This is a genomic window from Arthrobacter sp. FW306-05-C (genome assembly GCF_021801725.1).
Classification (GTDB): domain Bacteria; phylum Actinomycetota; class Actinomycetes; order Actinomycetales; family Micrococcaceae; genus Arthrobacter.
In genome coordinates this window covers 1,087,164-1,107,972 of record NZ_CP084556.1, presented here as the reverse complement: position 1 = coordinate 1,107,972, position 20,809 = coordinate 1,087,164, and the positions used below count along the sequence as shown (strand labels likewise).

Below are 20,809 nucleotides of genomic sequence, written 5' to 3'. Positions count from 1 at the left end.
CAGCGTCAGGGTCACCGGCCGGCTCAGGGGCGGACGCGTTCGACGGCGGCCGCGCTGGCTTCCCGTCCGGCGGCACGGAGCCCGGCCGCCACCCCTTCAGCGTCGGCGGCCGAGCGGTTTTGGCTCAGTTTCTCCTTCGCGTCGATCCGGGTAATCACCAGCTCCACGCCCACAATGGCCCGCAGCTGCCCGGCGATGTACTTCTCAGGGGCATCGTCCACAGCCCACGGATCCTCCCGCCCGCCCTCGTGCAGCCCGGTCAGGTGCCGGACGTGCCGTCCCAGCCAGGCGGCGTCGTCATGGACCACCAGTTCGCCGTACACGTGCGCGGTGCTGTAGTTCCAGGTGGGCACCACCCGGCCGTTCCCGGCCTTCGAGGCGTACCAGGACGGCGAGATGTAGTCGTCCGGCCCCTGAAGGATGGCGAGCGCCTCGCCCACTGGCGCGAGGGACCATTGCGGGTTGTTCCGCGCCATGTGGGCCTGCAGCGCCCCGTACTTCCCTACCGCGGGGTTGAAGGCGAAGGGCAGCAGCGTTGCGAGCAGGCCCTGGTCCGTCATGGTCACCAAGTTGGCTGCGCCGGGACTTGCCAGGAGATTCTGGACGGTTTGCGGCTTGCGGCAAAGTGGGCAGGAATGTACACGTCTAAGTCCTTTCGGTGGTCAGGAGATCGGTTTGAGCCGGACGCGGACGGCTGCGGCCGCGCAGAGGATGACGGCAACGGCGCCGATGATAGTGGTCCAGGTAAGGGCCTCGCCCAGCAGGAGGGCCGCCCAGCAGATGCTCATCACGGGCTGGAGCAGCTGGATCTGGCTCACCTGCGCCATGGGGCCGATGGCCAGTCCGCGGTACCACGCGAAGAAGCCCAGGAACATGCTCACCACGGCCAGATAGCCGAAGGCGGCCCACTGCACGGGAGTGGCCGATGGCGGTTGGTCCAGGGCCGAGACCACGGCCAGCACGATCATGGCTGGCGCGGCGAGGACCAGCGCCCACGCGATGGTCTGCCATGATCCCAGTTCGCGGGCCAGCAAGCCGCCTTCCGCATACCCCAGCGACGCACAGGCCACGGCGCCGAGCAGCAGGAGATCGGCCCAGTGCAGGTGCCCCACACCGCCGGACTGCAGGAACGCGAAGGACACCGCTGCCAGCGAGCCGAGCAGCATCACCGCCCAGAAGGCCGGTCGCGGTCGCTCACCGGTGCGCAGGATGGCCGCCGTTGCAGTGGCGGCCGGCAAGAGGGCGATGACCACCGCCCCGTGACCCGCAGGGACGGCGGTAAGTGCATAGGAGGTGAGCAGCGGGAAGCCGACGACGACGCCCGCGGCCACGAGCGCGAGGCGCAGCCAGGTGCGGGGTTGCGGCAGCCGTTGGCGGGTGATGGCCAGGGCTGCGGCGGCGAGGATTGCGGCCACCACGGCACGGCCGGAACCGATGAACAGCGGCGGGATTCCGGCGACCGCTACCCGTGTGAAGGGAATGGTGAAGGAGAAGGCCGCAACACCCAGGAGGCCCCACCAGATTCCGGGGGCTCTGCGGACTGCAGCGGAACTGTTGAGTCCACCGCTGTCGAGCGGCAGTACCACTGGGTCATTCAGGGCAGTAGCGCTACTATGTTCTTTCATGAATAACGATAGCAGCTCGCGGATCGTTGCGGCACTCCGCGGCTGGATCTCGAACGCCGCCCCGGGAGCCCGGCTGCCGTCCACGCGGCAACTGGTGGCCGAGTACCAGGTCAGCCCCGTAACGGTGCAAAAGGCGCTCCAAGCGCTGACCACGCAGGGGCTGATCGACAGTCGGCCGGGGGTGGGAACGTTCGTCCGGGCCGTGCGCACCGCAAGGCCGTCGGACTATGGCTGGCAAACCGCTGCGCTGCGGCCGCCGTCGGCCCCGCTGCCGTCGTCGTCAAGCACCATGCGCAACGTTCCCGGCGACGCCATCTGGTTCCACTCCGGCTACCCGGACCGCGAACTGCTGCCGGAACGGCTGGTCCGCTCCGCCCTGGCCCGGGCCGCGCGCGGCGACGCTGCCCTGTCCAGGCCGCCTGCCGCCGGCATGCCCGAACTGCAGCAATGGTTCGCCCAGGAACTGGGATCGGCAACCCCGGTGGGCATCACTCCCCCGACACCGAATGACGTCATTGTGCTGCCGGGAAGCCAAAGCGGGCTCAGTTCCATCTTCCGCGCGCTGGTGGGTGCCGGCCAGCCGCTGCTCATCGAGTCACCGTCCTACTGGGGTGCCATCCTGGCTGCGGCCCAGACCGGGGTGCGGCTGGTTCCGGTGCCCAGCGGACCGGAGGGGCCGGACCCGGCGGACGTGGAGCGCGCCTTTGCCGAGACCGGAGCGCGGGCCTTCTACGTGCAGCCCAACTATTCGAATCCCGCCGGTACCCAGTGGTCCCGGGGCCGTGGCGACGAGGTGCTGGAGGTGGCACGCCGGCACGGCGCGTTCCTGGTGGAGGACGACTGGGCGCACGACTTCGGCATTACCTCGGACCCGATGCCGCTGGCCATCAGGGATGATGCCGGCCATGTGGTGTACATCCGGTCCCTGACCAAGAGCGTTTCCCCGGCCATCCGCGTTGCTGCGGTGATCGCGCGCGGACCGGCCCGGGAACGGATCCTGGGCCACCGGGCCGCAGAGTCAATGTACGTGAGCGGGTTGCTGCAGGCGGCGGCGTTGGATGTGGTGACCCAGCCCGGCTGGCAAACACACCTGCGCAGCCTCCGCCAGCAGCTCCAGTCGCGCCGGGACCTGCTGGCCACCAGCCTCCGCGAGCACGTGCCGCAGGCCCACATCGACAACCTGCCCAAGGGTGGGCTCAATTTGTGGGTGCGCCTGCCGGACGGCACGGATCTTCCCCGGCTGGTGCGGGACTGCGACGACGCGGGGGTGATTATCGCCGCCGGCACTGAGTGGTTCCCTGCCGAACCGGCGGGAGCCTTCATCCGGCTCAACTACTCTGGCCCGAACCCTGGCGCCTACCCGGAGGGAGCCCGGATCATCGGCGAGGCACTGGCACGGCAGGGCTGAGTTGGTGCGTTTCGGCCCGGTGCATCCATGGCCGGTGCATCCATGGCGGAAGGGACTACTGTCTTTGGTAAAGGTACCCGGGGGAAGGCGTGCGGCTCCAGCCTGTCTTAGGAAGACAGCGGCCAACACATGCGGCAGCCCCGCTACCGGGAACAGCAAAGGTGACTGACGATGGACAACTCCCAACCGCTGGCCAGATTAACTGGACAGGCGGCCGGCGGCTTTCTCACTGAGGAGAATGCGTCCAAGGCCGCACAGTCCCTGTCCTACGTGCTCCGGGACTCCATCCCGAGCGCTGCTGGAGCCGGCGCTTCCATCATCAACGCGCGCGGGCGGAGGGAAAGCGCCGGGGCCACCGATCCCGTGGTGCTCCGGGCCGACAGGCTGCAGTACGAGCTGGGCCAGGGTCCGTGCCTGAGTGCATGGGCCGAACAGCGCGCCATCATCATCCAGGACACCAGGCAGGAGACCCGCTGGCCCAAATGGATAGCAGCCATCGCGGACCTCCCGCTGCGGTCGGTCCTCAGCGTCCCGCTGACGACAGAGGGAAGGCGCATCGGCGCCATCAAGGTGTATTCGCCGTCGCCGCTGGTGTTCGACGACCATTCGGTTTTCCTGATCGAACGGCTCGCAAACCCGGCCGCCGTCCTGCTCGGAAATGTGCGTGACCGTGAAGCAACGCAGCGGCTGGGTTTGCAGCTCGGCGAGGCCCTGGCGAACAGGGACATGATCTCCCAAGCACAGGGAATCCTGATCGAACGGATGCACCTGGGCTCCCGCGCAGCCCTGGACGTGATGCTGGCTTCGTCCCGCGAAGAGGGCAAGCCGTTGCAGGAGGTAGCACGCGGCATCGTTAACGGGCTGGCCGACGGGTAGGAGCCTTTTGTGGACGAATTCGCTCAGCCCCTGGAACAGGCGCAGGCGACGCGGGAAGCAATGGAAGAAGCCGGGATTACGCTCAGTGCCGTGTGGATGCGCTACTTCAGCTTCACCGGTGCCGCCGGTGAGTACGAGATTGACGCCTACCTGAATGGTTCACTCGAACTGCCGACCCACGAACGGGACCTCGTGTCACACGCGGTCAACGAGCTCATCAAAGAGCTCCCTCCGCGGCGGATGGACCCCTACAGCCCCAACGGCAAGAGCCGCGGGTCTGTCCCGAACCCGAGGCATGACGGGGCGCGCGGCGGGTCGCAGGACGGCAAGTGACCTTGACGTCCCTCCCTAGGGTTCCCCAAGGAATAAATCAAGATTTGCGCTTAACCCGTTCTCCCCCGGCGGACGAGGCTACGCTGGCCGTGCCAACGCATCCAGCACACGCATTTGGGGGACAACTATGCCCGGCTTCCACAACTTTTCCCTGCCATATTCCCGCCGTCACCCACACCGATTCGTAGCCGGCTCCTCGCTGCGGAAGGTCCCCAACAAGGCGCTGGGCGCCGGGGCTGCTGCCGCCGTCGTGCTTCTCCTGGCTGGCTGCGGCGCACCCCAGGCCTCGCTGACCTCCGCTGCCGGGCCGGCCAGCGACGCTGCCTCCGCAACTCCCACGGCAACACCCACCCATACCCCCGTTGCCAATACACCGTGCACGGCTGTCAATGCCCAGCAGGTCAGTGCAAGCACCAGCTATGTGTGCACAAGGGACGAGACCGGCGTGCTCGTGTGGCTTGAGGCCGAGGAGTCGAAGCGCATCACCGACAAAATCGCCGCTGCGGAGGCGGCGAAGAAGGCCGCAGCGGAGAAGGCCGCGGCAGACAAAGCGGCCGCCGACAAAGCTGCCGCTGATAAAGCCGCGGCGGACAAGGCCGCTGCCGACGCCGCAGCTGCAGCAGCCCAGCAGGCCGCCGAGGCGAAGGCGGCCCAGGAGGCGGCAGCAAAGGCAGCCGCGGAGGCGGCTGCGAAGGCCGCCACCCCTCCGGCTCCCGTGGCACCAGCCGTTCCGGGGACCAATCCGGGCTGCGACCCGAACTATTCAGGTTGCGTCCCCATTGCCTCGGACGTGGACTGCGCCGGCGGAGGCGGCAACGGACCAGCCTACGTCCGCGGTCCGGTCCAGGTCATCGGCCAGGATATCTACGGGCTGGACAGGGACCACGACGGTGTGGGCTGCGAATAAAAGCCTGCTCAGGCGAACGCCTTGACCAGTTCCTCGCTCTTCTCCCACAGCCCGCGCGCCAGCACGGCGTCGTACGCCTGGGGGTTGGCCTTGGCCAGGGCACGCTTGGCGTAGTAGGCGCCGGAGATCCAGTCGGTTCCGGCGGTGCCGTTGATGAGCCACAGCATCGTGTCGGCACCCTGGTCAGGGCTGAGCATGAAGCGGTTCAGGAGCGTGGTGTACACGTGCCGGAAGGGGCTTGAAGACTCCGCCGCGAAGTTGGTGCGGACCACGCCGGGGTGGAACGCCGCCGTCGTTATCCCCTCTTCGTGGAAGCGGCGGTGCAGCTCGGAGGTGAACAGGATGTTGGCCAGCTTGCCGGTGCCGTAGGCCCGGTTGGTGCTGTAGCCGTGTTCGGCCGTGAGGTCGAAGAGGTCCAGCTTACCGAAGTTGTTGGCGGCGCTGGAGGTGTTGATCACCTTCGCGTTGCTGGCAGTGAGCGTGTCCATGAGGAGGCTGGTGAGCAGGAACGGCGCCAGGTGGTTGACCTGGAACGTGGACTCGTTGCCGTCCACGGTGAGGGTCCGCTTGCCCATGATGCCGCCGGCGTTGTTGGCCAGGACGTCGATGCGCGGGTAGTTGGCCTTCAGCTTCTCCGCGAGGTCGCGCACCTGTGCGAGGTCGGAAAAGTCGGCCAGGTAATGGTCCGCGCCGATGTCTCCGGCCAGGGCCCGGGTCTTCTCTGCGGAACGGCCCACGACGACCACTTGTTCCCCTGCCTTGGCCAGCGTCCGTGCGGCTGCCGCTCCGATGCCGTCGCTGGCGCCGGTGATCACGATGGTGCGAGGAGTCAAGGGGTGTCCTTTGGTCGGCGTGCGGCGCACCGGCGTGGCGCACCAACGGGCATAACGACGGCGGGGCGGCCGGTGTTCCCACCAGCCGCCCCGCCGTCGCTTTGCTTTGTCGGGGTCAGCCCGCCGCGCCGGCCACCAGGAAGATGACTGCGGCAACCGCGAAGCCCATCACGCCGATCAGGGTTTCCATCACGGTCCAGGTCTTCAGGGTGGTCTTGACGTCCATGCCGAAGAAGCGGCCCACCAGCCAGAAGCCGGAGTCGTTGACGTGGGACACCACCACGGAGCCGGCGGCCACGGCGATGACCATGGCGGCGACCTGCATTCCGTTCAGGCCACCGGCAGCAACCGCCGGGGCAATCAGGCCGGCAGTGGTGGTCAGTGCGACGGTTGCCGAGCCCTGGGCGATGCGCAGGATGGCGGAGATCAGGAAGCCGGCCAGGATCAGCGGGATGCCCACGTTGCCCAGCACGTCCGCCAGGGCCTTGCCGATGCCCGAGGTGCGCAGGACGCCGCCGAACATGCCGCCGGCGCCGGTGATCAGGATGACGGAGCAGACCGGGCCCAAAGAGGATTCGAGCAGCTTCTCCATGCTGGCGGTGTCGCGTCCGCGGCGCGTGCCCAGCACCACCAGCGCAGCGAGCACTGCGATCAGCAGCGCCACCGGGGTCTCGCCAAGGGTCCGCAGGACCTGGAACCACTGTTGCTTCTTGACGGACTCGTCCAGGACACCGGAGGAAGCAAGGGTGTTCAGGCCGGTGTTGAGGAAGATCAGCACCAGCGGCAGGAGCAGCAGGCCGATGATGGTGCGGAACTTCGGCGGGTGGGCCTCGGCCTCGGCACTGGCGTGGCCCAGGATCTCAGGGACCGGAAGGACCAGCTTCCTGCCGGTGTACAGGCCGTAGAGATAGGCGGTGACGTACCAGGTGGGGATGGCGGTGATGAGGCCGGCGATGAGGACCAGGCCGATGTTGGCGTCGAAGAAGGCAGCGGCGGAGACCGGGCCCGGATGCGGCGGCAGGAAGATGTGCATCACCGAGAAGGCGCCGGCGGCGGGCAGGCCGTACCGCAGCACTCCCCCGCCCAGGCGGTGGGCGACGGCGAAGACCACGGGCAGCATGACCACCAGGCCGGCGTCGAAGAAGATGGGGAAGCCGAAGATCAGCGAGGCCAGGCCCAGTGCGAACGGTGCACGCTTTTCGCCGAAGACGCCAATAAGGTAATCCGCCAGGACCTTGGCACCGCCGCTGGTCTCCACGATCCGGCCGAGCATCGCGCCCAGGCCCACCAGCAGCGCCACCGTCCCCAGGGTGGTGCCGAAGCCGTCCACCAGCACCGGGACCACCTTGTTGGCGGGGATCCCGGTGGCGAAGGCCGTGGCGAGGCTGATGAGGATCAGGGCGATCAGGGCGTGCATCCGCAGCCGGATGATCAGGAACAGCAGCACAAGAATCGCTGCCGCGGCGATGAGCAGCAGCGGACCTGCGCCCAGCGTCTGGGTCCATCCTTCGATGGTCATGGTTCTCCTTTGAAACAGGGTTGGGGATTGGGGGGGGTCAGGACGCCTGGGGCGCCTGGCCGGAAGGGAGATTGAGGGCGTTGACGACGGCGGCGACCAGCTCTTCGGGTGAGCGTGCGATGTCGAGGCGGAGGCTGCCTGACTCGAGCTCTTCCTGGGTGAGCGGCTCAAGGGTGGCCAGCTGGCTGGGCAGGAGCGTGGGCGGCATGAAGTGCCCTTCCCTGCCCTGCATGCGCTGGCTGATCAGGTCGGCACCGCCGTCGAGGTGGAGGAAGACAACGCGGCCTTCGGCCTGGGACAGCAGGTGCCGGTAGCTCCGTTTGAGGGCGGAGCAAGTGAGGACCGTGCTCGTGCCGGCGGCAGCCTGGGCGGACATCCAGTCGCGGATCTCCTGCAGCCAGGGCCAGCGGTCCTCGTCCTGGAGGGGAATGCCCTGCGTCATTTTGGCGATGTTCGATTCCGGGTGGAACTCGTCCGCTTCGGCGCAGGCCCAGCCCAACTGCTGGGACAGCGCTGCCGCCAGGGTGGATTTGCCGGATCCGGCAACGCCCATGACCACAAGATGCGTGGCTGGATACTGCATGTCATACCTCCGGAGAAGACGTCTTTGGCTTTCGAAGAAGCTCGCTGCTGGCCTGCTTTGAACAAGGCCAAGCGATAAGGTATCACCTTTTCTTCCAATAGATAGTATCTATTCGTGTCACAAGTCATACCTTTACTCCTTCGGCGGGTACTCTTGGAGGGCGCAGTGGCGCGTGACGAGAGCGGGGAAGAATGTCGACGGCGACAATCCAGGACGGCGATGGGATGCACGACGGCGGGCCCGTGCCTGCCGCGCAGGGCCGGGTTATCGAGGCAGTCGGTGTGGCCATCGCCTCCGGGGACCTTGCCCCCGGCAGCCGGCTTACCCTTGAGGGGCTGCAGCAGGAGTACGGGATCTCCCGGACTGTTGCACGGGACACGATGAAGGTTCTGGAATCGATAAACCTGGTCTACTCGCGGCGGCGCGTGGGCATCGTGGTGCAGGAGCCGTCGCTGTGGAATGTGTTCGATCCCAAGCTGGTCCGCTGGCGCCTGGCTTCGGACCGGCGGGACCTGCAGTACAGCAGCCTGACCGAGCTGCGCATCGCCGTCGAACCCATCGCCGCCGCCGGAGCGGCGCGCCGGGCCAGCGCGGCCGAGCGCGCCCAGCTGGTATCACTGGCGGCCGACCTCCGCCGGCTGGGTGAAGCTGGCGACCTGCAGTCCTTCCTGGCCGCCGACATCGCCTTCCATCAACTGCTGCTGCGCAGCTGTGGCAACGAGATGTTCCGCGCGCTCGAGGGCATGGTGGCCGAGGTACTGACCAGCCGTACCAAGCAGGGCCTCATGCCGTTCAAGCCACGGAGCGAAGCACTGAAGGCCCACGAGGATGTTGCCGCGGCCGTGGCAGGCGGGGACACTGCGGCGGCGGAACAGGCCATGCACCACATCCTCGACGAGGTCCGCGAGGCGATGGGGCTGCGCTGACGCGCCACTACTCCCTGGCCAAACAAATCCCTGGCTAAACAAAAAATGGCCCGCCCAGGACAACCGCCCGGGCGGGCCGCAGTAATACCAGGCGTCAGTCGACGACTTTCACCTTGCCCACCATGCCCATGTAGTCATGGAGTGCGCAGATGTACTTAAAGGTGCCCTTCGCCTGGAACTTCACGGTGAATTCACCACCGGGCGGGATGATCCCGGAGTTCAGGTCCCCACCCGTGAAATTCGCCGGGGTTCCTGAAGGCGCAAAAACATTCGCCGGTTCAGTGCCAAAGGTCACGGTATGGGGAGCTCCCATTCCTGTATTGGCGAACACGACCGTATCGCCAACGTGCACCGTCACGATGGGCCGAACAAAGCGCATGACCATGGCCACGCCGTCGTCACTGCCTGCCAGCACGCGATGGTTGCTGGCTTGGTCCGCCAGCTCCTGGTCGAGTTCGTGTCCGTCCCGGAGGATGGACCGCGCCTCCGCCCGTGAAGAGCGGTTGTAGTCAGCCTGGCTGTACGGGTACTCCGTGCCCTGTTCACGGACGTGGACGGTCCCCTTCATCACGTCGCCGTGGACCAGGCAGTAGTAGGTGAAGTCGCCTTCACGCGGGAACGCCAAGCTGTAGCTGGTGGCGTCAGGGAAGCCGGGCACGTCCACATTGGCCAGGATGCCGGAGTTGTAGTAGGAATGCCCGTCGTAGCTGTCGCCTCCGCGCTTCAGCAGCTCATTTTCGTCGAACGGGTTAAATGGTTCCAGCGGCTGTCCCGACGCAAGGAATGTCACCGTGTGGATTTCTGCGGCGTTAGCCTCCCATTTGATGGTGTCCCCCTCATTGATGAAGATCTCGGAGGGAAGGAAAGCCATGCCCTGGATCTCCTGGTCATGGGACTCAGAGCCCACCAGGACCTCCCAGGTTCTGTGCCCCCATCCGCTGGCAGACGCCGGGCCTGCGGCAGCCATCGATGCCAGCAGGGCAACGGCGAACGCGACAATAAACGCCAGTTTCTTGAATCTCGGATTGTTTCCCCGAATGTGCTTCATAGCGACGCTCTCTTGAACGGCAATCAGCCAAAGGCCGATGTGCAAGTGCAGCCGATCCAATCCATCGCATGACTGGCCGAACCGGCCACTGATTGTGAAGTGAAGGTGCCGGGTGCCAACGCCGGGGAGCGCGGGCAGCCGGTGCCGGCCGACTTTCGTGCCGGACATGCACCACCCCAACTGGTGCCGCGCAGGTTGGATTTTTCTCCGGACGCCGCGGGCGTGGGTTTGGCACGCTGCAAACGTACGCACTTACAAGATTGCTCCTTCAACTGAATTATGTCGAGAGCGTCGAAAGGGGCACCGCCTTGCCATAAGCGGCCGTCGACCGCACAACCGTTGTTGCCCAGCGCCGCTTATGCGGTCACGGGCCGGTCAGGCAGTACTGGACCGGGCAGAACTGCCACACGTGGGTTAACAAAAAGCAGGGCCTGCCGATGAACGGCAAGCCCTGCTCGGAAACCTAACGGTCCCGGATCCCTAGGAAATTAGAGAGCCTGGATGTTGGTGGCCTGGGGACCCTTGGGGCCCTGCTCGGTGTCGAAGGAAACCTTCTGGTTCTCTTCGAGGGAGCGGAAGCCGGAGGAGTTGATCGCGGAGTAGTGCGCGAACACGTCCTGCGAGGAGTCGTCCGGGGAGATGAAGCCGAAGCCCTTTTCAGCGTTAAACCATTTGACGGTACCAGTAGCCATTTATTTTGTCCTTCGTGAAGGTGGAGGGAAAGTCCCGACTTTCGGGCCCTCCGGCGTGGGGTGTTCAAAAACCGCTACTTCAGAAGAACACGGACTTTCGACCGCGCGTACTGCCTGAACTACCAACTGCATAAACACAACAACAGGTTCAACACTACAGGAATTTGGGCCCATACCTAATCGCTCCCCTGTTCAGGCCCGGATTACGCCTGCTCGCCGCCCTCCAGGGCAGTGCTGTAACGGGTGAACCCCGGACGGAGGCGGACGGAGCGGGCGCCCACCATGGCGATGTCCTCCCACAGCACCAGGAACGATCCGCGGTGCCGCCACCGAAGGATCCGGGCAATGGTGCGCGGCTGGGTGAGGCCGTTGCGTTCGTACCCCAGGAAGGAAGCCGCGCTGTGCGGGCCGACCACCAGCCCCAGCAGCCGCGGTTCGGCCATCAGCTGGTGCGGCGTCCCGTCCAGCACGAACCGGACGTCGGCCACCCGGCCCAGCCGCCCGCCGTCGGCGTCCAGGACGGGCGTGCCCAGCAGGTCACCGAGGATCATGGCGGCCTCCCGGGATGCGCGCGATGATCTTGTCCCGCACCCACCGTTCCACCCAGCTGGCGTCCAGCGGCTCACCCTTGACGCCAAGCCGCACCACCACGCCGACTTCAGCCACGTCCTTCCACGGGATGCGGACCAGGCGGGACGACGGCGGCCTGCCGCCAAAGATGCGCGTCCCCAGCACCGACCCCGTCAGCAGCGCAGTGATGACCGGCGCCGGGGTCCCCGCCGGGATGTCCTCGTCCAAAGCAGGCCCGCTCACCTCGAGGTCATCGACGGTGGTGACCGGGACGCCGTCGTAGTCCAGCACCTGCCGGTCCATGAGGTGCAGCTGGGCATCCAGGATGCGCCCGGCGACCTGGGGGGCGGGAGTCAGCGGGCCGGGAGTGGATGTCATGAGCCGGCTCCTGTGGCGATCATGAGGGGAATGGCGGCAATGGAGGCGACCAGGATAATCACCAGGTAGACCATGCCCAGCGCGTTCACCACCCGCCCGTTCACATGCTCGTGCATGTACTGGGGGTCATTGGCCACGATGAGGATGGGCAGGTACGTCAGGGGCAGGGCAATCGCGGAGAACACCACCGAGTATTCGGTCACCAGCACGGGGTCCACGCCGGTGGCCAGCACGGCCATCCCCACCAGCAGGCACACAATCATGGCCAGGTGGAAGCGGGCGGCCTCGGCCGGGCGGCGGAACTTGCCCCAGGACCAGCCGAAGAACTGCGCCAGTGTGTACCCACTGGAAAGGGTGGTTTCCAGGGCGGCACCGAAGGTTGCCGCGACGATCCCCACCAGGACGAACGCCAGTCCAAGCTTCCCGGCCCCTTCGGCGACGGGCAGGATGACCTGGGACAGCGACGTCACCGAGATGCCGGCCGGAAGGAGGACCACAGTGGCGCACGCGGCGATGGCCACGGACAGCAAACCACCCAGCGGGAACCCCACCAGGACGTTGATCCGCTCCTGCATCAGATCCTTAACCGTCCATCCTTCCTCCACGGCACCGGAGGAGAAGAAAAAGACCTCGTACGGGGTCATGGCCGCACCGAAGAGGGCGATGGCGTAGTAGCTGTACGTCCACACCGTTTCCTGCTGCGGCACGGCCGGCGCCAGCTGCCCGGCAAGGGACGCCCAGTCGGGCTTGAGCAGGAACAGTGCCACCGCGAACACCATCAGGGTCAGCCCCAGCAGGCCTGTGACGTTTTCCATGATGGAGAACCGGACCCGCCAGATCACCAGCCACACCGCCACGGCGGCCACGGGAATCCACAGCAGGTAGTAGACGCTGCTGGCCAGCTGCAGGGCCAGGGCCACGCCGCCGATCTCCGCGGTGACGGTCATCAGGTTGATCAGGAACGACGCCGAGAGATTGGCCAGCCCGGCCCGTGGCCCCAGCCGCTCGCGGATCACCTCGAAGGTGGCCCGGCCTGACACCGCTGCAACCCTGCCGGACATGTTCGCGAACAGGATGATTCCCACGACGCCCACAGCCACCACCCACACCAGGGACAGGCCAAAGCGGGAACCGACGACGGCGTTGGTCACCAGGTCCCCGATGTCCACGAACCCGCCAATGGCGGTCAGGATCCCGAGCGCGACGCCGAGCAGCCGTTTCACTTGTCCCCCACCTTGCCTTCGAGCTGCTTGAGGGCGTCCTGCGCGTCCGCAAGCGCCTTGTCACCGTCGGGGAGGGAGGGGGTGCCGCCGTCGTTTGCTGCCAATGCGGCGCGGGCGGTGGCGAACCCCGCCGCGCACTTGTCCAGCACCTCCAATGCCTGCTTCTGCGTTTCGCGGTCTCCCTGGGTGGCCGGGGAGAGCTTCAGGATTGCGCTCCGGCTGGTCTGGATCTCCTTGAGCTCATCGTCAAGGGTGGTCGATGCTGCTGCGCGGGTCAGTTTGCCGTCCATGTCCTGCCGCAGGGCGATCCCGGCGGTGGCAACGGCGGAGGAGCTGTCCTTCACTGCGCCGGAGACCGTCTGGCTGGTGCCGCCGCTGCAGCCGGCGACGAAAGCGAGGCTGAGGACGGCGAGCGCGGCGAGGGCCAGGAGCCCAGGCTTTTCGCCGCGCCGGACCGGAATGTCTGCGGCCGGGGCCCGGGCCGGCGTGTTCAGCACTCTTGCCTCCAGCCCCCCGGGGACGTCCCGGATCCTAGCCAATCCGCCCTGCGCAGGCAGCCAAAAGATTTAGTTGCCTACGGTCAGGTATAGCACTCGCTGGGGAAGTTTGACCTGCTCAAAGGCCGATCAATTACCGACTGCGCCCTGGCACCGGCCGACCCTATCCCCCGCCGGCAAACAGGCATATCCTGCATCGAGATCCTGCGGAACAGACCCCTGCCACCGGAAGGTGAAGCCATGGAAATGCCCAAGGCAACAGAGGAAGAGAAAGAGCGGTTCCGGCGCGTGGTCCCCGACCACCCGGGCGTGGTGGTGAAGCCGATGTTCGGCAACCTGGGGGCGTTCGTCAACGGCAACATGTTCGCCGGGCTGTTCGGCGCCACCATCGGGGTCAAGCTCTCCCGGGAGGACAAGGAGCTGCTGGAGTCCTCTGAGCGGACCGTGCCGTTCGGCCCTGCGGACCGGCCGATGGGCGGGTACACCGGGCTGCCGGAAGTGTGGAATGAAGAGGGCGACGGCGACGAGACCCGGGCGCGGGCATGGGCTGAGAAGGCACTGGCCTACGTCGCGTCCCTGCCGCCAAAAGAGCCCAAGGAGCCCAGGGGGCGCAAGGTCCTGCCGTGACGCCATTCCGCGTGATCCTGCTACCGGGTGGCATTACCCGCGCAAGGACCTTCTCCTCTTTTTCCGCACCTGCCCCCGGGACTGGACTGGAAGGCAGGGCAGGACCCAGGCTCCTGCCGGAAAAGGAGACAGGACATGACCAGGAACGTTATTCGGAGCACCAGGATCAACGCCCCGGTGGACAGGGTGTTCTCATTTCTCAGTGACCCTACGAACTGGATGAAGGCTTTCCCCGGGGACAGCGACGTCACCCAACTGGACCTCAAACCCGGGGGCGAAGGCACCTCCGCGCGCTGGTCGCCAAGACATGGGGCATTCCCATGCACGTGACCCACCAGTACCGGGAAGTGGTTCCCAACAAGCGCATTGTTTCCGGCACATCGGTAGGGCCCACGCTCACCTTCACGCTGGAGCCGGTGGAGGCCGGGACCGAGTTGACCGTCGAGGAAACCCTGGACATCCCCGCACCCCTGGTCCGGGTACCCGCTCAGGCCCTGTTCGCACGGTGGGCGGAAACGGATATCCAAGGCATGGTTGCCAACGTCAAGAGCCTGGTGGAGGCCGGGATGAAGGCGTCACCCGAAAGCGAAGCGAAGTTTACGCAGAACCTGACATGGTCCGGCTCCGTCACCATCGACGCCCCGCTGCCGCAGGTCTTCGACCTGGTCAGGGATCCCCGCGTCTGGCTGGGCCCGGACGTGCAGATCTCGGAGTTGAAGACCACCCCCGAAGGTGTGGGCACCACCTTTCAGGCCGCGTGGAAAGTCCTGGGGATCCCGCTGAAGACAACGCACGAGTACACCGAGTTCACCCGAAATGAGCGCTTCACCTCCAAGGCGGCCCTTGGCCCGGTGTTCACGGTGGAAGTGGCACCGGCGAACGGCTGGACCAGGCTGAGCATGCGCTCGGACGTCGTACCCCGGAACATGGCAGAGGCCGCGGTTGACGCGCTGGTCATGAAAATCTCCGAGCGCAGCCAGACCGAGCTCCTGGCCAGCATCAAGGCGACAGCGGAGGCACAGGCCCGCTGAGGGCCCGCTCGCGAGAGGGCATGTGAGGGCAATGCCCCACCGGCGAACTGCCGGGAAGTGCCATCTCGCGGCGGTGGTTCGGAGTGCCGGTCCTAAGCTTGGTCCATGGACACCGCCAGCCACGCCCGGCATTCCTTCGGCTCACGGGCCCTGGAGGCGGTGCGGACGCTCACCCCTGGCTACTTCGCCATCACCATGGCCAGCGGCATCATCTCCGTGGGGCTTGAGCTGGAAGGATTCCATGCACTGTCGCTGGCCCTGCTGGTGGTGTGTGCGCTCTCCTACCTGGTGATCCTTGGGCTCAGCCTGCTCCGCCTGGCCAGATTCGCCGCCGACATCCGGGGCGACTTCCTGGATCCCGCCCGGGCCTTCGGTTTCTTCACGTTCATCGCCGGAACCAACGTGCTGGGCACCCGCCTTGGGATGGCCGGGTGGCAAGGCACGACGGCGGCACTCCTGGCGGTTGCGGTGCTCGCCTGGGTGGTGCTCGGCTACGTCGTGCCATGGACGGCAGTGCTGGGCAGGTCCGAGCGGCCGGTGGTCAAGGATGCCAACGGCTCGTGGTTCATCTGGTGCGTTGCCAGCCAGTCCGTGGCAGTAGCTGCGGCCTCGATCGAGCCCCTCGCCGCACCGGACTGGCGCGCCGCCCTGGCACTCGTCGCCGTCGTGGCCTGGTCGGTGGGGCTCATCCTGTATGCCGCAGTGGGAATCTTCGTCTCACTCCGGCTGATGACCTACCCCATCCGGCCGCAGGACCTGCGCCCACAGTACTTCGTTGCCATGGGCGCCATGGCCATCAGCGTCCTGGCGGGGGCCCGGATCGTTGAGATGGCCGGCGCACCGATGGTGGATGCAACCCGCGGGCTGGTGGCCGGAGCCTCCGTGGTGTTCTGGTCCTTCGCCTCATGGCTCTTCCCCGTGCTGCTCGCCGCCGGCTGGTGGCGGCACGTGGTCCACCGGGTGCCGCTGTCCTACGAGCCGGGCCTGTGGAGCGTCATATTTCCGCTTGGCATGTATGCCGTGGCCGGGATCTACCTTGGCCGCGCCGACGGGCTGCCGCTGGTGGCCGCGATTGGCCGGGCCGAACTGTGGCTGGCGTTTGCGGCGTTCCTGGCCACGCTCGCCGGCATGCTCTGGCACTTGTGGGCGACGCTGCTCGCTCCATCTGGGCCGCGAACTGGCACTTAACGGCAATACCTCCGCCGGGCATTGCCGTTATCTGCCACTTCGCGGGAGGTGAGGGCTAGCCTGCCCGGGGTCCGGGCCCGTGCGTCTTTTGCCGCCCGTCGCGGTGGGCGAGGTAGGCGTACACCACCAGGGCCGCGCCAGCGACGATCATCACGGCCGGGAAGGCGAAGTCCGCCGGGATCAGGAGGGCCGTGGCCTGGAGAACGAAGATCAGTCCCATCACGGTCAGGATCGCGGCCGGGATTAAGGGCCACTTCATCCGTTCCGTGTGGTCGCTGGCCTCATCGATGCGGACGGGGATCAGGGATAGCACCCCAAAGGTGGCCGCCAGGCCCAGGAAGAGGATGGCAGCGGTGGGCGTGCCCTGAAGCTCCGGCGGGAGGGCGACGATGACCGTCAGGGTGAACATGACACCGGACGGGATCAGGGCCCACCAGTTACCCGGCTCCCGCAGGTAGACAGCGGCAAATCCAGCGCCCATGAAGAGGAACAGGAAGGCTGCCCCCCAGGCGCCGCCCGTGAGCTGCGTGGTAGTGATGACTGCCGCCAGGCCCAGGAACACGGACCCGGGGATGGCCGCCCACCAGTTCTCCCGGCGCCGGACATAAAGGGACAGGAACAAAACCCCGACGGCCGCGAAGATCAGCGGCGCCACGAAGGCCGCAGTATCCATGACGCCAAGTCTGTCCAGCAGCAACAGCACGCCCAACGCAATGAGGACGATGCCTGCGGTGATGCTAGCGTTTGCCGATTTCACCCTGTGCCTCCCGGGTCCGGCACGCGGCCGTACGCCGCGCTCTCCTGTTCAGGCTAGGACGGGGGTCCGGACCGGAAACAGGGCCCAAAGCCCCCGCCTCTCCATAGGCTACGCAGGGCCTGGTTCGAGGACAGGACTTTCAGCCCTATAGCCGGCCCCGGGGCGCTTGGCATTCTGTTAAAGGCGCCGTCCGGGTCCTCACATTGCGAGGCCGGAGCGGCATTCCCCATGAACCCAGTGACATTGCGCCGGAGGCACCGTCAAGGATGCCGCCGGCGTGCAGGCGCACCCTGCAGACTGGCTGGATTTTGAAAGGACCGGCATGTCCGCTGATATCCTCACGCTTCGCCCCGCCCAAGTATCGCAGGCGGAAGCGGCGCGCCGAAGGGCGATGCTGCTTCATCCTTCCAACTTCACCCCGACACCGTCAGCCGCGGGTGAAACGGATGAAACAGCGAAAAAAGTCGAAGAGCTTGCGAACCGGTTTGGCTGCCTCCAGAAGGAACTCATGGAGGGCGGAATGCCTGCCGACCAGGCACGGACCGAGGTGGCGCGGTCGGCGGCCCGGGACATTTGGGACGGGTTCGCGTCCCAGCTCCGCCGGCACCGGGCCGCCGGGCAGCAGATGGATGCCAACGTCCTGGCAGTCGCGCTGGCCTCGATCCAGTGCATGACCCAGGCCCTGCCCCGGCATCCGGGTGACCTGGGCTACGCCTTCCGCACGGTCAGCACCGCCCGGCGCCGCCTCCAGTACAACGGCGGGCTGCTGCACCGCCTGCACCCGCACCGCAATCCGGCCTTCCACGACGCCGTCGTCACCCTTCAGTCCCTGGAGCTCTTCCTCACCGGCCCGCAGCAGAAGGCTGCCTGAACGGGCGGGGAGATGACGACCATGGCCACAGCCGATGAGTACAAGGCAGTACACGGCGGTGATGAGCCGCCGGGCTGGCAGGACAGGGATCACGAGCTGGGGGACGGCGGGTGCAATGTCATCTCGAAGGACAAAGGCGGGGTGGTCGGCCGCTGGAGTTCGTGGGAAACTGCCAGCGTGGCGCTGAACCGGCTGCAGGAGCTTGGCGGGCGGTATGAGTACCGGCTGGAAGAGTCCCACCAGTGGGTGAAGGGACCGGACCACAGCACCACGTGTTCGGTTTGCGGCATTACGCGGGATCTTCCCGCTTCGGCCGGCACGGCGCTTGGAATCGAGTGGCCGTGAGTGCCGGATGGCTCACTGACGTTCCTTTCGGAGGGGCGGTTGCGCGAAGAGTGCAGCCGGGGAGGACATCGGTCCTACGAGAGCGTCTTGATGGATACACCAGCAGCACCCCATGAGCATGCCCAGTCCCCTGCGCCAATTCGGGTTTTCATCCTGAATGACCACAGGATGGTCCGGCAGGGACTTGGCGACATGCTCGAACATCTCGGCTTCGAAGTGGTCGGCGACAGCGGATCAGCAGCAGAGGCCATCCGGCTCATCCACATCCTGCAGCCGGACATCGCGGTCCTGGACGACAGGCTTCCGGACGGCACGGGCATTGAGGTTTGCCGTGACCTCCGCTCCGCCGCCCCCGGGGTGAAATGCCTGATCCTCACCAGCTGGGATGAACAGCATGCTGTTCGCGCAACGGTCCTGGCGGGCGCGTCAGGGTATGTCCTCAAGCGGATCGGCGACCACGACGCCCTGGTCAACAGCATCCGCGGCACTGCCGCAGGCACCCCGGTTATCCGGCCGGCTGTCAGGGAACGGGTGGCCGAAAGCCTTTACGCCACGGCATCCGCTCCCTGGCTGACAGGCATGACGGAAACGGAGCGGAACGTACTTGCCCTCATGGCCCGGGGACTGACAAACCGGCAGATCGGGCAGGACTTGATGCTGCCCGATGCCACCGTCGCCGGCCATGTGTCGTCGGTACTCCAGAAGCTGGGTTTCAGGCGGCGCGGCCAGCTGATCCCGGCGCCAATTCCCCGCGCGTGGGATCTCATGCCGCGTGGGATCTAACACACTGACACCTCGCCTCCCGAACGCCATGCCATACGCCGCCGTGGCGCACTGCACGGCCGGCCCTCACCCGGCGGCCGGCGCCGTCCACGTCACGCTGGTGCCCTCTCCGGGTGCGCTGTCGATGACGAAACTGCCGCCCAAACGCTCAGCGCGCCTTTTCATATTGTTCAATCCGCTGACCCGTTCGGGATCCTTGAAGCCGCGGCCGTGGTCGCGCACTGTGAGGACCACTTCATCCTCCTGAGCGGCAAGCAGGATGGAGATGTCCTCCGACCCCGAGTGCCGCACCGCGTTGCTGACACTTTCATGAAGTACGCGCAGGAGCTGTTCTGCAACGTCATCGCCCACAACGTCATCAACCGGCCCCGAGAGCTGGATCCTGGGGAGGAAGCCGGCAGCGTTGGCGGCTTCCTGGACTGCGCGCAGCACCCGGCCGCTGAGGAGTTCCTTGTCTGACTCCCGTGCCTGCAGGGAGTAGATGGTGTCACGAAGCTGGTGGATGCAGTCGTCCAGCTCCGCGGTGATACCGGCGATGCGGCGCTCATGCGCAGCCGGGTCGGAGGTGTAGCGGCGCAGGCCCTGGATGCTCAGCCCTGCTGCAAAGAGCCGTTGGATCACCAGGTCGTGCAGGTCCGCGGCAATGCGTTCCCGGTCAATGAACAACGCATGCTCTTCACGCAGTTGGTTTGCCTTGAGAAGGTCCAGCGTCAGGCCGATGCGTGACGCGAACACCGCGCTTTGTTCAACATCAACATCCGCGTACCGGGCTCCCCCAGGCCCCCTGGCCAGGATCAACACGCTGTCCCGGTGACCGTCACTGTTGCTGCCCAGGGCGGCCACCAGCACCGGCCCGAGCTTCTCTGCCGACGCCGGATCGAACACCTGGAGCGGATCGCCCAAGGCCTTGGACTCACCTGACTCCAGCACTTCGGACAGGACGGCGGCCGCGGGCAGGTCCTGTCCGCCCGGGACTGACTGGGCGCCCACCGAGGTGCGGCACTTGATGGTTCCATCCGGACCGACCGAAGCGATCACCCCCAGCACCGAGGAGGAGGCATTCAGCGCCCGCTCCGCGATCATGTCCAGGTTCTCGGTATCGGACCGCGGCTGGTCCTTGAGTCGGTCGCTGACTTCCATTCCCGCTTCAAGCCACCGCTGGCGGCGCCTGCTGTCATCGAACAGTTTCGCGTTTTGGATGGCCACACCGGCGGCGGCGGCCAGGGCAACAGCCAGGTCTTCGTCCTCCCCGGTGAATTCCTGGCCGCTGTTCTTTTCCGTCAGGTACAGGTTTCCAAAGACCTCGTTCCGCACCCGCACCGGGACGCCCAGGAAGGTGCCCATGGGCGGGTGGTTGGGAGGAAAGCCCACCGCGATGGGATGTTCGCCCAGGTCATGGAGCCGCAGCGGTTTGGGTTCGCGGATCAGCTCGCCAAGCACGCCGTGACCTGTGGGCAGATCGCCGATCACCCGTGCGCCGTCTTCATCAATACCCACCGTGATGAAGTGGCTGAGCTGCTGATCGTCTCCAATGACGCCCAGGGCCCCGTAGCGGGCCCCCACAAGTTCGCATGCAGACTGGACCAAGCGGTCCAGAACTGCTTCCAGGCTCAGGTCCTCGGTCATGGAGACCACCGCGCCGAGCAGGCCCTCGATGTGTTCCTGGGCCCGTACTAAATCATCCGCCCGCTCCACGAATTCCCGCAGGAGTTCCCGGGTACGCCGCCTGATGGGTTCACGCCACATGAAAAACGCTCCAAACTGAACGCATTCACGGCGGACTGCATCA

General features: G+C 66.4%; 23 protein-coding genes and 1 pseudogene. 11 read left to right on the top strand and 13 right to left on the bottom strand.

What is annotated here, in order from left to right; translation table 11 throughout:
• Positions 1 to 23: 23 nt before the first annotated feature.
• Both LFT44_RS05215 and LFT44_RS05210 read right to left on the bottom strand, forming a co-directional pair.
• A pseudogene (locus LFT44_RS05215) lies at positions 24 to 643 on the bottom strand (FMN-binding negative transcriptional regulator).
• Positions 644 to 662: 19 nt separating this feature from the next.
• Positions 663 to 1,625: a DMT family transporter gene (locus tag LFT44_RS05210; protein WP_236801467.1), complete on the bottom strand. Its 963-nt coding sequence runs from the start codon at positions 1,623 to 1,625 to the stop codon at positions 663 to 665.
• Here LFT44_RS05210 and LFT44_RS05205 point away from each other — a divergent pair.
• The 4 genes from LFT44_RS05205 to LFT44_RS05190 all read left to right on the top strand — a co-directional run bounded on the left by LFT44_RS05205 (position 1,624) and on the right by LFT44_RS05190 (position 5,149).
• The gene (locus tag LFT44_RS05205; RefSeq protein ID WP_236801465.1) at positions 1,624 to 3,033 is read left to right on the top strand and encodes an aminotransferase-like domain-containing protein; all 1,410 of its coding nucleotides are present in this window, start codon (positions 1,624 to 1,626) and stop codon (positions 3,031 to 3,033) included. The genes LFT44_RS05210 and LFT44_RS05205 overlap by 2 nt on opposite strands.
• A gap of 171 nt (positions 3,034 to 3,204) precedes the next feature.
• Complete coding sequence (locus tag LFT44_RS05200; protein WP_236801463.1) at positions 3,205 to 3,909, top strand: GAF and ANTAR domain-containing protein; 705 nt, start codon at positions 3,205 to 3,207, stop codon at positions 3,907 to 3,909.
• Between the two features lie 9 nt (positions 3,910 to 3,918).
• Positions 3,919 to 4,242 carry a hypothetical protein gene (locus tag LFT44_RS05195; RefSeq protein ID WP_236801461.1) on the top strand — a complete coding sequence of 108 codons (324 nt, stop codon included), beginning with the start codon at positions 3,919 to 3,921 and terminating at the stop codon, positions 4,240 to 4,242.
• A 127-nt stretch (positions 4,243 to 4,369) separates the two neighbouring features.
• Positions 4,370 to 5,149 carry a hypothetical protein gene (locus LFT44_RS05190; RefSeq protein WP_236801460.1) on the top strand — a complete coding sequence of 260 codons (780 nt, stop codon included), beginning with the start codon at positions 4,370 to 4,372 and terminating at the stop codon, positions 5,147 to 5,149.
• A gap of 8 nt (positions 5,150 to 5,157) precedes the next feature.
• Here the strand turns inward: LFT44_RS05190 and LFT44_RS05185 are convergent, their stop codons facing one another.
• The 3 genes from LFT44_RS05185 to LFT44_RS05175 all read right to left on the bottom strand — a co-directional run bounded on the left by LFT44_RS05185 (position 5,158) and on the right by LFT44_RS05175 (position 8,084).
• Positions 5,158 to 5,982 (bottom strand): SDR family NAD(P)-dependent oxidoreductase, encoded by an 825-nt coding sequence (locus LFT44_RS05185; protein ID WP_236801459.1) that lies wholly within the window; start codon positions 5,980 to 5,982, stop codon positions 5,158 to 5,160.
• Between the two features lie 115 nt (positions 5,983 to 6,097).
• Positions 6,098 to 7,501 carry a GntP family permease gene (locus LFT44_RS05180; RefSeq protein WP_236801458.1) on the bottom strand — a complete coding sequence of 468 codons (1,404 nt, stop codon included), beginning with the start codon at positions 7,499 to 7,501 and terminating at the stop codon, positions 6,098 to 6,100.
• Between the two features lie 37 nt (positions 7,502 to 7,538).
• Positions 7,539 to 8,084, bottom strand: coding sequence for a gluconokinase (locus LFT44_RS05175; RefSeq protein WP_236801457.1), 546 nt, complete (start codon positions 8,082 to 8,084; stop codon positions 7,539 to 7,541).
• Positions 8,085 to 8,275: 191 nt separating this feature from the next.
• Here LFT44_RS05175 and LFT44_RS05170 point away from each other — a divergent pair, with 191 nt between their 5' ends.
• A complete protein-coding gene (locus tag LFT44_RS05170; RefSeq protein WP_236801456.1) occupies positions 8,276 to 9,010 on the top strand; it encodes a FadR/GntR family transcriptional regulator in 735 nt (244 codons plus the stop codon).
• Positions 9,011 to 9,104: 94 nt separating this feature from the next.
• On the opposite strand, the gene LFT44_RS05165 is transcribed toward LFT44_RS05170, so the two are convergent.
• From LFT44_RS05165 to LFT44_RS05140, 6 genes are all read right to left on the bottom strand, one after another.
• Positions 9,105 to 10,058, bottom strand: coding sequence for a plastocyanin/azurin family copper-binding protein (locus LFT44_RS05165; protein WP_236801455.1), 954 nt, complete (start codon positions 10,056 to 10,058; stop codon positions 9,105 to 9,107).
• Between the two features lie 488 nt (positions 10,059 to 10,546).
• Complete coding sequence (locus LFT44_RS05160) at positions 10,547 to 10,750, bottom strand: cold-shock protein (RefSeq protein ID WP_015936345.1); 204 nt, start codon at positions 10,748 to 10,750, stop codon at positions 10,547 to 10,549.
• Between the two features lie 203 nt (positions 10,751 to 10,953).
• On the bottom strand, positions 10,954 to 11,301 hold the full coding sequence (locus LFT44_RS05155) for a PRC-barrel domain-containing protein (RefSeq protein WP_236801452.1): 348 nt from the start codon (positions 11,299 to 11,301) through the stop codon (positions 10,954 to 10,956).
• Positions 11,288 to 11,698 (bottom strand): hypothetical protein, encoded by a 411-nt coding sequence (locus LFT44_RS05150; protein WP_236801450.1) that lies wholly within the window; start codon positions 11,696 to 11,698, stop codon positions 11,288 to 11,290. Before LFT44_RS05150 ends, LFT44_RS05155 begins: the two co-directional genes overlap by 14 nt.
• Positions 11,695 to 12,921 (bottom strand): Nramp family divalent metal transporter, encoded by a 1,227-nt coding sequence (locus LFT44_RS05145; RefSeq protein WP_236801449.1) that lies wholly within the window; start codon positions 12,919 to 12,921, stop codon positions 11,695 to 11,697. Before LFT44_RS05145 ends, LFT44_RS05150 begins: the two co-directional genes overlap by 4 nt.
• Positions 12,918 to 13,418 (bottom strand): hypothetical protein, encoded by a 501-nt coding sequence (locus tag LFT44_RS05140; protein WP_236801448.1) that lies wholly within the window; start codon positions 13,416 to 13,418, stop codon positions 12,918 to 12,920. The genes LFT44_RS05145 and LFT44_RS05140 overlap by 4 nt, the downstream gene beginning before the upstream one ends.
• 240 nt (positions 13,419 to 13,658) lie before the next feature.
• Between LFT44_RS05140 and LFT44_RS05135 the strand changes: the two genes are divergently transcribed.
• The 3 genes from LFT44_RS05135 to LFT44_RS05125 all read left to right on the top strand — a co-directional run bounded on the left by LFT44_RS05135 (position 13,659) and on the right by LFT44_RS05125 (position 16,264).
• Positions 13,659 to 14,045, top strand: coding sequence for a TfoX/Sxy family protein (locus tag LFT44_RS05135; RefSeq protein ID WP_236801447.1), 387 nt, complete (start codon positions 13,659 to 13,661; stop codon positions 14,043 to 14,045).
• 320 nt (positions 14,046 to 14,365) lie between these two features.
• Positions 14,366 to 15,076: an SRPBCC family protein gene (locus LFT44_RS05130; protein WP_236801446.1), complete on the top strand. Its 711-nt coding sequence runs from the start codon at positions 14,366 to 14,368 to the stop codon at positions 15,074 to 15,076.
• A gap of 105 nt (positions 15,077 to 15,181) precedes the next feature.
• A complete protein-coding gene (locus tag LFT44_RS05125; protein ID WP_236801444.1) occupies positions 15,182 to 16,264 on the top strand; it encodes a tellurite resistance/C4-dicarboxylate transporter family protein in 1,083 nt (360 codons plus the stop codon).
• A 55-nt stretch (positions 16,265 to 16,319) separates the two neighbouring features.
• Here the strand turns inward: LFT44_RS05125 and LFT44_RS05120 are convergent, their stop codons facing one another.
• Positions 16,320 to 17,021, bottom strand: a complete 702-nt coding sequence (locus LFT44_RS05120) for a hypothetical protein (protein WP_236801442.1) — start codon at positions 17,019 to 17,021, stop codon at positions 16,320 to 16,322.
• A 322-nt stretch (positions 17,022 to 17,343) separates the two neighbouring features.
• On the opposite strand from LFT44_RS05120, the gene LFT44_RS05115 reads away from it, so the two are divergent.
• The 3 genes from LFT44_RS05115 (at position 17,344) to LFT44_RS05105 (ending at position 19,020) form a co-directional block, all read left to right on the top strand.
• On the top strand, positions 17,344 to 17,892 hold the full coding sequence (locus LFT44_RS05115) for a hypothetical protein (protein ID WP_236801441.1): 549 nt from the start codon (positions 17,344 to 17,346) through the stop codon (positions 17,890 to 17,892).
• Between the two features lie 21 nt (positions 17,893 to 17,913).
• Entirely contained in the window at positions 17,914 to 18,237 is a 324-nt protein-coding gene (locus LFT44_RS05110; RefSeq protein WP_236801440.1) for a hypothetical protein, read from the top strand.
• 90 nt (positions 18,238 to 18,327) lie between these two features.
• A complete protein-coding gene (locus LFT44_RS05105) occupies positions 18,328 to 19,020 on the top strand; it encodes a response regulator (RefSeq protein ID WP_236801439.1) in 693 nt (230 codons plus the stop codon).
• Positions 19,021 to 19,086: 66 nt separating this feature from the next.
• On the opposite strand, the gene LFT44_RS05100 is transcribed toward LFT44_RS05105, so the two are convergent.
• Positions 19,087 to 20,766: a GAF domain-containing sensor histidine kinase gene (locus tag LFT44_RS05100; protein WP_236801437.1), complete on the bottom strand. Its 1,680-nt coding sequence runs from the start codon at positions 20,764 to 20,766 to the stop codon at positions 19,087 to 19,089.
• Between the last annotated feature and the right edge of the window lie 43 nt (positions 20,767 to 20,809).